The organism is Hungatella effluvii (assembly GCF_003201875.1).
Taxonomy (GTDB): domain Bacteria; phylum Bacillota; class Clostridia; order Lachnospirales; family Lachnospiraceae; genus Hungatella; species Hungatella effluvii.
Genome location: NZ_QJKD01000010.1, coordinates 1 through 14163, shown reverse-complemented (window position 1 = coordinate 14163; position 14163 = coordinate 1). Strand labels below are relative to the sequence as shown.

The 14163-nt window shown below is 52.4% G+C and carries 13 protein-coding genes; all 13 read left to right on the top strand.

Annotation, left to right across the window (positions count from 1 at the left end):
* Positions 1–142 precede the first annotated feature (142 nt).
* The 13 genes from priA (at position 143) to DFR60_RS18065 (ending at position 14036) form a co-directional block, all read left to right on the top strand.
* Positions 143–2371, top strand: a complete 2229-nt coding sequence (gene priA / locus DFR60_RS18125) for a replication restart helicase PriA (RefSeq protein WP_110324166.1) — start codon at positions 143–145, stop codon at positions 2369–2371.
* A 179-nt stretch (positions 2372–2550) separates the two neighbouring features.
* Positions 2551–3045 (top strand): peptide deformylase, encoded by a 495-nt coding sequence (def, locus tag DFR60_RS18120; RefSeq protein WP_110324165.1) that lies wholly within the window; start codon positions 2551–2553, stop codon positions 3043–3045.
* Between the two features lies 1 nt (position 3046).
* A complete protein-coding gene (fmt, locus tag DFR60_RS18115) occupies positions 3047–3985 on the top strand; it encodes a methionyl-tRNA formyltransferase (protein WP_167437653.1) in 939 nt (312 codons plus the stop codon).
* A 3-nt stretch (positions 3986–3988) separates the two neighbouring features.
* On the top strand, positions 3989–4705 hold the full coding sequence (locus DFR60_RS18110; RefSeq protein WP_110324164.1) for a zinc metallopeptidase: 717 nt from the start codon (positions 3989–3991) through the stop codon (positions 4703–4705).
* Positions 4698–6026 carry a 16S rRNA (cytosine(967)-C(5))-methyltransferase RsmB gene (rsmB, locus tag DFR60_RS18105; RefSeq protein WP_110324163.1) on the top strand — a complete coding sequence of 443 codons (1329 nt, stop codon included), beginning with the start codon at positions 4698–4700 and terminating at the stop codon, positions 6024–6026. Before DFR60_RS18110 ends, rsmB begins: the two co-directional genes overlap by 8 nt.
* A 5-nt stretch (positions 6027–6031) precedes the next feature.
* Positions 6032–7093 carry a dual-specificity RNA methyltransferase RlmN gene (gene rlmN / locus DFR60_RS18100; RefSeq protein WP_029466339.1) on the top strand — a complete coding sequence of 354 codons (1062 nt, stop codon included), beginning with the start codon at positions 6032–6034 and terminating at the stop codon, positions 7091–7093.
* Positions 7090–7833, top strand: a complete 744-nt coding sequence (locus tag DFR60_RS18095; RefSeq protein ID WP_110324162.1) for a Stp1/IreP family PP2C-type Ser/Thr phosphatase — start codon at positions 7090–7092, stop codon at positions 7831–7833. Before rlmN ends, DFR60_RS18095 begins: the two co-directional genes overlap by 4 nt.
* The gene (gene pknB / locus DFR60_RS18090) at positions 7830–10019 is read left to right on the top strand and encodes a Stk1 family PASTA domain-containing Ser/Thr kinase (RefSeq protein WP_110324161.1); all 2190 of its coding nucleotides are present in this window, start codon (positions 7830–7832) and stop codon (positions 10017–10019) included. Before DFR60_RS18095 ends, pknB begins: the two co-directional genes overlap by 4 nt.
* A gap of 10 nt (positions 10020–10029) precedes the next feature.
* Positions 10030–10905 (top strand): ribosome small subunit-dependent GTPase A, encoded by an 876-nt coding sequence (gene rsgA / locus DFR60_RS18085; protein WP_110324160.1) that lies wholly within the window; start codon positions 10030–10032, stop codon positions 10903–10905.
* Between the two features lies 1 nt (position 10906).
* Entirely contained in the window at positions 10907–11566 is a 660-nt protein-coding gene (rpe, locus tag DFR60_RS18080; protein WP_110324159.1) for a ribulose-phosphate 3-epimerase, read from the top strand.
* Positions 11563–12210 (top strand): thiamine diphosphokinase, encoded by a 648-nt coding sequence (locus DFR60_RS18075; protein WP_110324158.1) that lies wholly within the window; start codon positions 11563–11565, stop codon positions 12208–12210. Before rpe ends, DFR60_RS18075 begins: the two co-directional genes overlap by 4 nt.
* A gap of 396 nt (positions 12211–12606) precedes the next feature.
* The gene (locus DFR60_RS18070) at positions 12607–13197 is read left to right on the top strand and encodes an ECF transporter S component (protein WP_002603946.1); all 591 of its coding nucleotides are present in this window, start codon (positions 12607–12609) and stop codon (positions 13195–13197) included.
* Positions 13197–14036, top strand: coding sequence for a pyridoxamine kinase (locus DFR60_RS18065; protein WP_243005125.1), 840 nt, complete (start codon positions 13197–13199; stop codon positions 14034–14036). The genes DFR60_RS18070 and DFR60_RS18065 overlap by 1 nt, the downstream gene beginning before the upstream one ends.
* The last annotated feature ends 127 nt before the right edge of the window (positions 14037–14163 follow it).

The following is a 14163-nucleotide window of genomic DNA, read 5'->3' as shown; positions in this document are numbered from 1 at the left end:
GAAGTCGGGTCATTTCATTTCGAAACGGCAGCGATTCGGATGTGCAGACTGCCGCATGGCTGAATCAATACAAGCGTGGCAACAGTTCAGATATTCGCCGTCTGAACTGCTGCCAAAATTAAGAAGACAGGAAGTTGACGCAATGACAAAACGATTTGCCCAGATCATCATCGATATTTCTCATGAGAAAGTGGACCGCACCTTCGATTACAGAATCCCGCCCCAGCTAGAGGACCGGATTTCCGTAGGCGTTCTGGTGAAGATTCCGTTTGGAAAGGGAAATTCTCTTAGGAAGGGCTATGTGGTCGGCATGACGGACCACGCGGATTATGATGCGGATAAGATAAAAGAGATCGCCGGAATCGTGGAAGGCAGTGTTTCTGCGGAATCGCAGCTGATTATGCTGGCGTGGTGGCTGAAGGAGCAGTACGGTTCCACCATGAATCAGGCATTAAAGACGGTGCTCCCGGTAAAGCAGAAGGTGAAGCCGAAGGAGAAGAAGGTCCTGCGCCTCCTGATCCCGGAAGAACAGCTGGAGGCGGTGACGGCGGAGGCAGAGAAAAAGAGCTATAAAGCGAGAGTGCGGCTCTTCAAGGCATTGAAGGAGAACCCTGTGATCCCGTATGAGGTGGCGTCAGGCCAGATGAACTTATCGGCGGCAACCATAAAACCGGTGATTGAAAAAGGCTATGTGGCGTTGGAATCGGAGGAAATCTTCCGGAACCCCGTAAAGGACGCGGGCGGCAGAGTGAAGGCTGTGGACTTAAACGGGGAGCAGCAGGCGGTTGTAGATGTATTCTGTGAGGACTATGAAGCGGGAAAACGGGAGACGTATCTGATCCACGGCATCACCGGAAGCGGCAAGACCGAGGTCTATATGGAGATGATTTCCAGAGTCATAAGTGAGGGAATGCAGGTTATCGTCCTGATCCCCGAGATCGCGCTTACCTACCAGACGGTCATGCGATTCTACGGCCGGTTCGGAAACCGGGTTTCCATCATCAATTCCAGATTGTCGGCAGGGGAACGGTACGATCAGTTTGAGCGGGCCAGAGGCGGCGATATCGATATTATGATTGGTCCGCGCTCCGCGCTGTTTACCCCGTTTTCCAGGCTGGGATTGATTATCATAGACGAAGAGCATGAAGGCGCCTATAAGAGCGAGGTAGTGCCGCGGTACCATGCGAGGGAGGTGGCGGTGAAACGGGCGCAGATGCAGAACGCTTCCGTGGTTCTGGGATCGGCGACACCCTCTCTGGAGGCGTACACGAAGGCGCTCCGCGGTGAATACCGGCTGTTCAGTCTGCATACCAGAGCCAAGGCGGACAGCAGGCTGGCCGATGTGGCCGTCGTGGATCTGCGGGAGGAGTTAAAGGACGGGAATAAGTCCATTTTCAGCAGACAGCTTCAGCAGATGATCGGTGACCGCCTGGAGAAGAAGGAACAGATCATGATGTTCATCAACAGGAGGGGCTATGCAAACTTTGTGTCCTGCCGTTCCTGTGGGGAGGCCATCAAGTGTCCCCACTGTGATGTGACGCTGACGCTTCATAAGGATAACCGTCTGGTGTGCCATTACTGCGGCTATTCGATTCCCATGCCGGATCAATGCCCCAGCTGCGGTTCTCCTTACATCGCCAATTTCGGAGTAGGGACCCAGAAAATTGAGATGATGACAAAGAAGATGTTTCCGCAGGCCAGGGTCTTGCGCATGGATCTCGATACGACCTCAAAAAAGGGCGGCCATGAGGAAATCCTGTCGGCATTTGCGGAAGGGGAGGCAGATATTCTGATCGGAACCCAGATGATCGTAAAGGGCCACGACTTTCCCGATGTCACCCTGGTGGGAGTGCTGGCGGCTGATTTATCGCTGTACACACCGGATTACCGGGCTGCCGAGCGGACCTTTCAGCTGCTCACCCAGGCCGCAGGCCGTGCAGGGCGTGACGCGAGGCATGGTGATGTCATTATTCAGACGTACAATCCGGAGCACTACAGCATTGTCACGGCCGCAGGGCAGGATTATGAAAACTTTTACCGTCAGGAGATGGCCTATCGCCGTCTGATGAAGTATCCGCCGGTCAATGTGCTGTTCACCGTGCAGATGGCATCGAAATCAGAGGCAGCGTTGGTGGAGGCAGCGGACCGCCTCGCAGCCCATATAACGCCCCAGGCCGACGAGGAAAAAGTCCAGATGATAGGGCCTGTAGACGCCTCCGTTTACAAAATTAATGATATATATAGAAAAATTTTATATTTGAAACAGGAAAATTATGATATACTAATTAAAATCAGGGATAGTATCGACTGCTTCCAACAGGAGAAGTCAGAGATATTTAAAGGGATTGTGGTACAGTATGATTTTTCATGAGCAGTGCAAAAAGTGGCATTAAGATATTTTCGTTGTGCCAGCACATAAGAAAATATCTTAGTGACACTTTTTATAGGGCGAAGCCCGTCACCGAACGGGAGCGCAGCGGACGTGAGGTGGTGCACTGCGGAGTGATGGGATGCACAATCAAACTTTAAGAAATGAGAGGATAAACAACAATGGCAATCAGAAAAATAAGAACAATCGGAGACGACATCTTAAGAAAACACTGCAAGCCGGTAAAAGAATTAACACCGCGCATCCAGGACTTAATCGACGACATGTTCGAAACCATGTACGAAGCCTGTGGCGTAGGCCTTGCAGCCCCCCAGGTAGGCGTGCTGAAGCAGATCGTGGTAATCGATGTAGAAGACGGCAACCAGTACGTACTTATCAATCCAACCATCATCGAGACGAGCGGAAGCCAGACAGGCAGCGAAGGCTGCCTAAGCGTACCGGGCAAATCCGGTGTCGTCACCCGCCCCGACCACGTAAAAGTAAAAGCATATGACTGTGAGATGAACGAATTCGAACTGGTTGGAGAAGGACTCCTGGCGCGTGCCATCTGCCACGAATGCGACCATTTAAGCGGCGATCTCTTCGTCGATAAGGTGGAAGGCGAGCTGACCGATGTGGACCAGGAAGAAGATGAGACAGAGGAAGGTGAAGAGTAGAATGCGGATCGTATTTATGGGAACGCCCGACTTTTCCGTGCCGGCCTTAACGGCGCTGGTGGAAGCGGGCCATGATGTGATTGCGGTGGTGACCCAGCCGGATAAGCCAAAAGGACGTGGGAAATTAGTCCAGATGACTCCCGTTAAAGAAAAGGCTTTAGAGTATGGAATTCCCGTTTACCAGCCGGTGAAGGCAAGAGATCCGGAATTCGTAAGCCTCCTTAAGGAGATGAATCCAGACGCCATGGTTGTGGCGGCCTTCGGCCAGCTTCTTCCAAAGACCCTCCTCGATATTCCCCAATATGGCTGTGTGAACATCCACGCCTCCCTGCTTCCCAAGTACCGCGGCGCAGCTCCGATTCAGTTCGCGGTGATCAACGGGGAATCCGTCAGCGGAATCACCACCATGATGATGGCGCCGACACTGGATACGGGAGATATCCTGGATCAGGAGTCCGTTGCTCTCGATGAGAAAGAGACGGGCGGAAGCCTCCACGATAAGCTGAGCGCGATTGGAGGACGTCTGATTATAAAAACGCTGAAGAAGCTGGAAGACGGAACCGCCGTGCGGACTGTGCAGGACGAAGAAAAGATGACTTACTTTGGAATGCTTAAGAAATCCATGGGAGATATTGACTGGAATCAGGATGCGGCTTCCATCGAGCGTCTGATCCGCGGATTAAACCCGTGGCCCAGCGCTTACACGAGCTGGGAAGGAAAGACGATCAAGCTCTGGGAGGCCGATGCACTGGAAGAAGAGTATGAGGGAGCCTGTGGTCAGGTTGTGAAAACAGGAAAAGACTGTCTGTATGTAAAGACAGGAAAAGGAATACTTGCGGTGAAGGAACTGCAGCTTCAGGGAAAGAAGCGTATGGATACCGGCGCGTTTCTGCGCGGATACCAGATTGCAGAAGGAACCGTTTTCGAAAGGAGTATCTGATTCATGTATTATGGCGGCTTAATGGGATATTATTTCGATCCCACATGGATTCTTGTAATTATAGGTGCGGTGCTGTCTATGGCAGCCTCCGCAAAGGTGAACAGCACATTCAACAAATATTCAAAGGTCAGGAGCATGACGGGAATGACAGGGGAGGACGCGGCAAAGCGCCTCTTAAACTCCCAGGGTATCTACGATGTGACCGTCCGTCCCGTAAAGGGACAGCTGACAGACCACTACGATCCGAGGACGAAGACCGTCAATTTATCGGAGTCGGTATTCCATTCCACCTCTGTGGCGGCAATCGGCGTGGCGGCTCACGAGTGCGGCCATGCCATGCAGGACAACGTGGGATACGTTCCCCTAAAGCTGCGCGGAGCGATCGTTCCGGTGGCCAATATCGGCTCCCAGGCGGCGTTTCCGCTTATTATTATCGGTGCGCTGATCGGCGGTATGGGATCGCCTCTCGTGAATATCGGCCTTATTCTCTTTTCGCTGGCCGTTATTTTCCAGCTCATCACCCTTCCTGTGGAGCTCAATGCCTCCAGGAGAGCGATCACGCTGCTCGACCAGGTCGGTATACTTGGCGGCCAGGAAGTAAATCAGACGAGAAAGGTGCTGGGCGCCGCGGCGCTCACGTATGTGGCTGCGCTGGCTGCTTCCGTGCTCCAGCTGCTCCGTCTCGTGATTCTATTTGGAGGACGCAGAGACAATGACTAACGGAAACAGCAGCCGGGAAATCATCCTGGATATACTGCTCGAGATCCTGGAAAAGGGCGGTTACAGTCATATCGTGCTGGGCCAGGCGCTGAGCAAATACCAGTATCTTGACAAACAGGAGCGGGCCTTTATCTCCCGCACTGTGGAAGGTACTGTGGAATACACCCTTCAGCTGGATTACGTCATTAATTCTTACTCCAGCGTAAAAGTAAAAAAGATGAAACCGGTCATCCGCACTCTGCTGCGGATGTCCGTTTATCAGATTCTCTATATGGACCGTGTGCCGGACTCCGCTGTCTGCAACGAGGCGGTAAAGCTGGCGCAGAAACGGAAATTCACCGGATTAAAGGGCTTTGTCAACGGCGTTCTGCGCAATATTTCCAGAAATAAAGAACAACTGAAATGGCCGGATGATTCTGTCCGATACTCCATGCCTTCCTGGATTCTGGATATGTGGAAGGATACATACGGAGAGGAAACGGCGGTTTCCATGGTAAAAGCCTTCTTAAAGCCCAGCAGGACGGCGGTTCGCTGCAATTTGAACCGGGCTACGAAGCAGGAGATCATGGAAAGCCTGAAAAACCAGGGGGTTACGGTGGAGGAGACGCCGCTGTCTGCAGCGGTTCTCTATTTGTCGAAGTACGATTATTTAGAGAGCCTTGACGCGTTTGCTGAAGGCCTGATTTCAGTTCAGGATATGAGCTCCAGCTTTGTGGGAGAGATCGCGGACCCGAAGGAAGGCGATCTCTGCCTCGATGTCTGCGGCGCACCCGGCGGAAAGAGCCTTCATATCGCGGATAAACTGAAGGGAACCGGAATGGTAACCGTCCGTGATTTGACGGAGCAGAAGGTGGCCCTTATCGAAGATAATATCGCCCGGTCGGGCTTTACCAACATCCGTGCCGAGGTGCACGACGCTCTTGTGCCTGATCCGGCGTGGGAAGGCAGGGCAGACATTGTTCTGGCCGATCTGCCGTGCTCCGGGCTTGGAATCATAGGCAGGAAACCGGATATCAAGTACCGGATGACGATGGAACAGATGGAGGAGCTGGCGGCTCTGCAGCGGGAGATCCTCTCTGTGGTTCAGTCTTACGTGAAGCCAGGAGGAAAGCTGATTTACAGCACCTGTACCATCGACGGTCAAGAAAATGAAGAGAATGCGGCGTGGTTTCTGGAGAATTATCCGTTTGACGCCATGAATTTAGAAGGAAAGTTAGGAGAAACACTGAGTGCGGCCTCTTTGAGGTCCGGGAATATCCAGCTCTTACCGGGAATCCACCCGTGTGACGGATTTTTCATCGCGGCATTTCAGAAAAAATAAGGATAATGGAAAAGACAGATATTAAATCTCTGAATTTAGAAGAACTTACGGCGTTTATCACAGCCTCCGGCGAGAAGGCGTTCCGGGCAAAACAGCTCTACGAGTGGATGCACAAAAAGCTGGCCCCCGGATACGAGGAGATGACCAATCTTCCGAAGTCCCTCAAAGAACGGCTAAAGGAGACGTGTGACTATACGTCGCTTCAGACTGTGGACGAGAAAATATCCGCCATTGACGGGACCAGAAAGTATTTATTCGGCCTTTCAGACGGCAATATTATCGAGAGTGTCTTAATGAGGTATAAACACGGCAATTCCGTATGTATTTCCTCCCAGGTCGGCTGCCGTATGGGCTGCCGGTTCTGCGCCTCCACTCTGGATGGCCTGGAACGGAATTTAAGGCCGGCGGAGATGCTGGACCAGATCTACCGGATTCAGTATCTCACAGGGGAGCGGATCTCCAATGTGGTGATTATGGGTTCGGGAGAGCCTATGGATAACTATGATAATGTGGTGAAGTTTATCCGCCTGCTGACGGATGAGCATGGGCTGAACATCAGCCAGCGAAACATTACACTGTCCACCTGCGGCATTGTTCCGGGAATCCTTAAGCTGGCTGATGAGGGGCTCGCCATCACCCTGGCCCTCTCGCTCCACGCGCCTGATGATGAGGTGAGAAAGACTCTGATGCCTGTGGCGAACCGCTATAAGCTGAACGATGTGCTGGAAGCCTGTCATACATATTTTGAGAAGACGGGAAGACGGCTGACCTTTGAGTACAGTCTCGTTTCCGGAGTCAATGATAATCTGGAGGAAGCGGCGGCCCTGGCGGCCCTGATCAAGGACCAGCAGGGCCACGTGAATTTAATTCCGGTGAATCCCATCAAGGAACGGGATTACGTGCAGTCGGACAGAAAGGCCATAGAGGCATTTAAAAATCTGCTTGAAAAAAATGGAATTAATGTTACTATAAGAAGGGAAATGGGCCGGGACATTCATGGTGCCTGCGGCCAGCTTAGAAAGAGTTTTTTATGTCAGGAACAAAAAGGGAGTGAGAAGACGCTATGAAAGCTTGTGCATTGACGGATACGGGAAGAGTGCGTACGGCCAATCAGGATTACGTATATGCCAGCGTGGAGCCGGTCGGGAGCCTGCCGAACTTATTCGTGGTTGCGGATGGGATGGGCGGTCATCAGGCCGGAGACTATGCCTCCAGATATATTGTAGAGAATCTGGTGTCGTATCTTCAGTATACGGAAAATTCCCAGATTGTTCCGCTTCTGCGGGAGGGCATATTAAAGGTCAACACCATGTTATATCAGGAGTCGAAGGAGAAACCGGAACTTTCCGGTATGGGAACGACTCTGGTGGCTGCGGTGGCCGATGAGAATACCCTTTATGTGGCCAATGTGGGAGACAGCCGCCTCTATCTCGTGAGAGACAGGATCAGACAGGTGACGAAAGATCATTCCTATGTGGAGGAACTGGTTTCCCTGGGGCGTCTGGAGCGCGGAAGCAAGGATTATAAGGATAAAAAGAATATCATTACGAGAGCAGTTGGGACAGAAGATAAGCTGTTGGTCGATTTCTTCGAGGTAGGACTGGAGCCGGGCGACTTTATTCTCATGTGTTCTGACGGACTCAGCAATATGCTGGAGGACGTGGAGATGGAGGAGATTGTCGGCTCTGATCTGGAGCTGGAGGAAAAAGCGGAGAAGTTGATCACGGTAGCCAATGACAATGGCGGTAAGGACAATATAGCAGTGGTACTCGTTGATCCGCAGATTGGCAGGGAGGTAAGCTTATGATTTTGAGACCAGGGACATTTTTACAGGACAGATATGAAATACTGGATAAGATCGGTTCCGGCGGGATGTCAGATGTGTACAAGGCTCTGTGCCATAAGCTGAAACGGCAGGTTGCCATTAAGGTACTGAAGGAGGAATTCAGTTCAGACAGCGGATTTGTGAGCAAGTTTAAGATGGAAGCCCAGGCTGCGGCCAGACTGTCCCATCCGAACATTGTAAACGTATATGATGTCGTGGATGAGGGAACTCTTCATTATATCGTTATGGAGCTGATCGAGGGCATCACTCTTAAGAATTACATCCTGAAAAAGGGCTGTCTCGACAGCAAGGAGGCCATCGGGATCGCCATCCAGGTGGCGCAGGGTATCGCAGCCGCCCATGAGCAGGGAATCGTTCACCGGGATATCAAGCCGCAGAATATAATTATCGCGCGGGATGGAAAGGTGAAGGTTGCAGATTTCGGGATTGCCCGCGCCGCATCTACTCAGACGCTCAGTGCTACGGCTATGGGATCGGTCCATTACATCTCACCGGAACAGGCGAGAGGCGGATACAGCGACGCCCGCAGTGATATCTATTCACTGGGTATCACCATGTACGAGATGGCGGCCGGACGGGTGCCCTTTGAAGGGGAGAACACCGTCACGGTGGCTCTGGCGCACTTAGAAGACCCGATCACACCGCCCAGCTACTACAATCAGGAGATTCCGGTCGGTTTTGAGAACATCATTTTAAAATGTACGGAGAAGAAGCCGGAGTACCGGTATGGGAGCATGCAGGAGGTGATCGCCGACTTGCGGCGCGCCCTTGTGACGCCCGATGAGAATTTTGTGCAGGCGTCGGCTCCGTCCATGGATACATCCCAGACGGTGATCATCGGAGCGCCGGAGCTGGAGCAGATCCGTTCCGGCTCCGGCCGCAGGAGTCAGCCGGAATCGCAGCAGAACCGGAACAGCCGCTATGGCAATGAACCGGTGCGGGAACGCCAGCCGGAACACAGGAGCAGCCGGAATACTGGAAGCACCGGAGGTCCGTCGGGAAGAACGAAGCGGCGGGAACCGGATGAGGAGATCAATCCGGGTATCGAAAAGCTTCTGACGGCAGCGGGCATCGTGGTGGCGGTTCTTATCGTTATCGTCCTTATTTTCCTGGTTACCAGACTTGGCGGGCTGTTCCGTTCCGGAACACCCAGGGAGACGGAGACCACTGTGGAGACTACAATACCGGAAGAGACGACTCTGGGCGATAAACAGACCACCATGCCGGAGGTCGAGGGACTGGCGGAAGATATTGCGCGGCAGAAGCTTCGTGAGAACGGCGGTCTGGACATGAAGATCGGCGATTATGAGTTCTCTGATACCGTGAAAAAGGGAGATGTCATTACCCAGACTCCGAAAGCGGGAGAGATTGTAGATAAGTACTCGGCTGTATCCGTGGTCATCAGCAACGGACCGGAGCATCCGGAGATCGATTTAACCACCCTGGGCCTGGATTCCCTTACAGCGGAGGCGGCCAAATCGCTTCTGGAGGGCAAAGGCTTTGTCGTGAATCTGCAGAACCAGAGCAGCGATACGGTAGAGTCCGGCAAGATCATCAGCTACAGCCCGGATAAGGCAAAGGAAGGGGCCGTGATCAGCGTGATCGCCAGCACAGGCCCGGCACTGACCAATCCGGTAACGGTTCCTGATATTACAGGCAAAGGGGAAGAGGTCGGAGAGGAGATGCTGGCCGATCTGGGCCTGGTTTCCGGAACGGTAACGAAGGAAACCTCGGAAGAGGTGCCGGCAGGCACCATCATTCGTCAGACCATTGCGCCGGGTACCCAGGTAGAGGGAGGAACGGCCATCGACTACGTGGTCAGCAGCGGATCGGCGGAACAGGCCAAATACAAGTACTTAGCATCCATCGAGAAATCGTATCCGCTTCAGAATTTAATTGGACCGGGATCCGCCAGCACCCAGCTGAATATAAAGATCCAGCTGAAGCAGACGGTAAACGGAAAAGACGAAGTCAGGGATCTGATGGGGCCGGTGACGATCACGGGAGACCAGCAGCTTCCGGTCGTCTTCAAGAACATTGAGGGCGCCTATGGCGTGACCAGCGGTGAAGTGCAGATTGTCAATGTGGACACGGGAGAAGTAATCAATTCCTATCCGGTTACGTTTGTCCCCATTCCACAGTCATAAGGGCTATTGTATGACAGGAAAAATTATAAAAGGAATTGCAGGTTTTTATTATGTGGATAACGGAACGGACGTCTATGAATGCAAGGCAAAGGGCGTGTTCCGCAATAAAAAGATCAAACCTCTGGTAGGGGATAATGTGGAATTTACCGTGTTAAGCGAGGCGGAGAAGGAAGGCAACATTGACAAGATCCTTCCACGCAAAAATGAGCTGGTCCGTCCTGCTGTGGCCAATATCGATCAGGCGCTGGTGATCTTCTCCATCACCCATCCGGAACCCAATTTAAACCTTCTGGACCGTTTCCTCGTGATGATGGAGGTGCAGGATGTTCCCGTGAAGATCTGTTTTAATAAGACGGATTTAACGGGAGACGAGGAGAGGGACCGTCTGGGGAATATCTATTCCTCGGCGGGCTATCCCGTCTACTTTACAAGCACCTACGAAAACAGCGGGCTGGAAGCGGTTCGGGAGCTGACAGAGGGAAAGACAACGGTTCTGGCAGGCCCTTCGGGTGTCGGGAAATCTTCCATCACCAACCTCCTCTTTCCGGAGGCAGGCATGGAGACTGGAAAGATCAGCGAGAAGATCCAGAGAGGAAAGCATACGACGAGGCACAGCGAGCTGTTTGCCATCGGGAAGGACACGTACATGATGGACACTCCGGGCTTCAGCTCCATGTACTTAGAGGAACTGGAGTGCGGAAACTTAAAGGATTATTTTCCTGAATTTGCGGCTTACGAGGAAGACTGTAAGTTCTTAGGCTGCGTCCATGTGGGCGAGCCGGTCTGCGGAGTCAAGGAGGCCGTGCACCAGGGGAAGATAAGCGAAAGCCGTTATGACAATTACAAGCTTTTGTACCAGGAATTAAAAGATAAAAGGAGATATTGATATGTTCCTATTAGCACCTTCCATCTTGGGAGCAGATTTTAAACATTTGGAGCAGCAGGTATGCGAGGCCGCGGACGCGGGAGCACAGTACATCCATCTCGACGTGATGGATGGAGACTTCGTTCCCAGCATATCCTTCGGCATGCCTGTGATAGCCAGCTTGAGAAGCTGTACGGATAAGGTATTTGATGTCCATATGATGGTCCGGGAGCCAGGCCGTTATATCGATGCCATGAAAGAAGCGGGAGCCGACATCATCAGCGTTCATGTGGAGGCGTGTACCCATTTGGACCGCACGGTGAACCAGATTAAGGAGGCCGGTTTGAAGGCCGGAGTCGTGCTGAATCCGGCTACGCCTGTCGACGCGCTGGACTGCATCCTCGATCAGGTGGACATGGTGCTGCTCATGACCGTGAATCCGGGATTCGGCGGACAGAAGTTTATTCCCTATACTCTGGAAAAGATCCGTGCTTTAAGGAAAAAATGCGGCATGCGGGGGCTGTCCACGGATATTGAAGTGGATGGCGGCGTGACCTGCGATAATGTGCGGGAGTTGATGGAGGCGGGGGCCAATGTCTTTGTCGCCGGTTCCGCGATCTTTAAAGGGGATGTGACGGCGAACACGAAGGCATTTTTGAAGATATTTGAGGAACAGGAATGACGGGCCTTATTATCACCGGCGGAAGCATAGACTGTGCATTCGCCGGTGCTTTTTTAAAGGACAGGACATTTGATATGGTGATCGCCGTGGATGGCGGCCTGGAGGCTGTAAAACAGCTGGATATCAGGCCGGATGCCATTGTCGGTGATTTCGATACGGTGAAGGGCGAACTTCTGGAGGAATACCGGACGATAGAGGGCATAACCTTCGAACAGCACCAGCCGGAAAAGGATGAGACCGATACGGAGCTTGCTCTCCGTACCGCCATGGAGGCCGGCGTCAGCGATATGGTTCTCCTGGGCGCCACCGGCGGCAGGCTGGACCACTCCATCGGCAATATTCATCTGCTGTACGCGTGCCTGCAAAAAGGCGTGAAGGCTTCCATCGTCGATGAGAAGAACCGGCTCTACATTTTGGACCAGGGAAAGACTTACCGCTCCGGCGAGGTCTGGGGGAAATATATTTCATTCCTTCCCCTTACAGAAGAGGTACACGGGATTACGCTGAAAGGTTTCAAGTATCCCCTGACGAACCGGGATATCCGGATCGGGACCAGTCTATGCATCAGCAACGAGCTTGAGGCGGAGACGGGTGCTATCACATTCCGGGATGGGGTGCTGATCTGCGTGGAGTCTCACGACTAAGCGCTGTAGTTCACGGTACCACGGGCCTCCGCTTTCCGGTCTGCCCCGGCTGGCTCATGCGGCCTTTCCAGTTCCGGTTTCGGGCATAAGCACTTCTAAACGTGCAGAATTTTTCTAAAAACCAGAGAAAATGCCCAAACTCGCTGCGCTCAGACAAGTGGGCATTTCCCCTGAACAAAAAATCCCGCGCGTTAAGAATTGCTAATACCCTGCAAAGTCACAGGAAAGGCCGCATGAGCCAGCCGGGGCAGACCGGAAAGCGGAGGCCCGTGGTACCGTGAACTGTAATTACTAAACTGGTATGGCCTAAAAAAACAAAACTGGATATTTATATCACTCCACCCTCATGCTAAGATAGGGGACAAGAAAGCATTGGCATCAAGGGAGGAAAAAGAAATGAACAGAACAGACAGTAAAATCAGCAAAATTGCCATGACCGGATTATTCGCGGCCATGTCGTACGTGGTCTTCACGTTCCTGCAGTTTAAAATTACGCTTCCGGGAGGAGACGCGACTTCCATTCATTTAGGAAATGCGGTCTGTGTACTGGGAGCGCTTTTACTGGGCGGCGTATACGGCGGTCTGGGCGGAGCCATCGGTATGACGATCGGCGACTTATTCGATCCGGTGTATGTGGTCTATGCGCCTAAGACTTTTATTTTGAAGCTGTGTATCGGCCTGATCACCGGTTTCCTTGCTCACAGAATAGGAAAGATCAATGAATCCCATGATCAGAAACACATTTTCAAATGGGTCCTGATTGCTTCTGTTGGCGGACTGCTTTTCAATGTTATTTTCGATCCGCTTGTGGGATACTACTACAAGCTGCTGATCCTGGGAAAACCGGCCGCGGAGCTGGCGCTCGTATGGAATGTGACCTCGACCACCATCAACGCGGTGACGTCGGCCATCGCTTCCGTCGTCATCTACATGCCGCTGCGGAACGCGCTTCTCCGGTCGGGAATGGGAGGAATTTTACGGATATGATATCAGAAAGACATCAGAAAAAAATTGCAGTAATCAATGATTTATCGGGATATGGCCGCTGTTCGCTGACAGTGGCTATTCCCATTTTGTCGGCGCTGAAGATTCAGTGCTGTCCGGTTCCCACCTCCATTTTCTCTAATCACACCGGATTTCCGGTGTATTTCTTTGACGATTATACGGATAAGATGGGGCTTTATTTAGAAAAATGGACGGAACTGGGGCTGGAGTTCGACGGCATTTTCAGCGGCTTTCTCGGTTCGGAGGCACAGATCGGGATTGTCATGTCCATGATCCGGCAGTTTCAGGGAAAGGATACGCTGGTGGTGATCGATCCGATCATGGGAGACCACGGAAAGGCGTATCAGACCTACACGCCGGCCATGTGCAGCCGCATGAAGGAGCTGGTGTGCCTGGGCAATATCGTCACGCCGAATCTGACCGAGGCATGCATTCTGACGGGCCGGGAATACCGGGACGAAGGCTGGCACAGGACGGAGCTTTTAGCGATGGCGGAGGAGATCCGGGAGATGGGACCTTCCGGAGTCATCATAACGGGAGTAAAGGAAGGTGCGTATTTGACCAATGTCATCGCAGAGCGGGGGAAGGAAGGCGCGTTCTGCCGTTCGATGCGGGTCGGACGGGAACGGCCGGGCACAGGGGATGTGTTCTCGGCCATCGTGGCGGCGGAGGCGGTAAAAGGCGCTTCGCTGACCGATGCGGCGAAGAAGGCGGCGCGGTTTGTAAAGCGCTGTATTCTAAAATCGGAGGAGTTAAATGTTCCGGTTCAGAACGGGGTATGCTTTGAGGAAGTGCTGTCGGAATTGATAAAATGGAAATAAGGGGCTTTTCTTTCACTGTAATTTGTAGTATAATCCCGTCTTTGACAGTAAAAAAATTCAAACACCGCTGGAAGCCCTATTCTATAAGGGTTTCACAGCGGTGTTGCTTTGTTTTTAAGTATAGTCT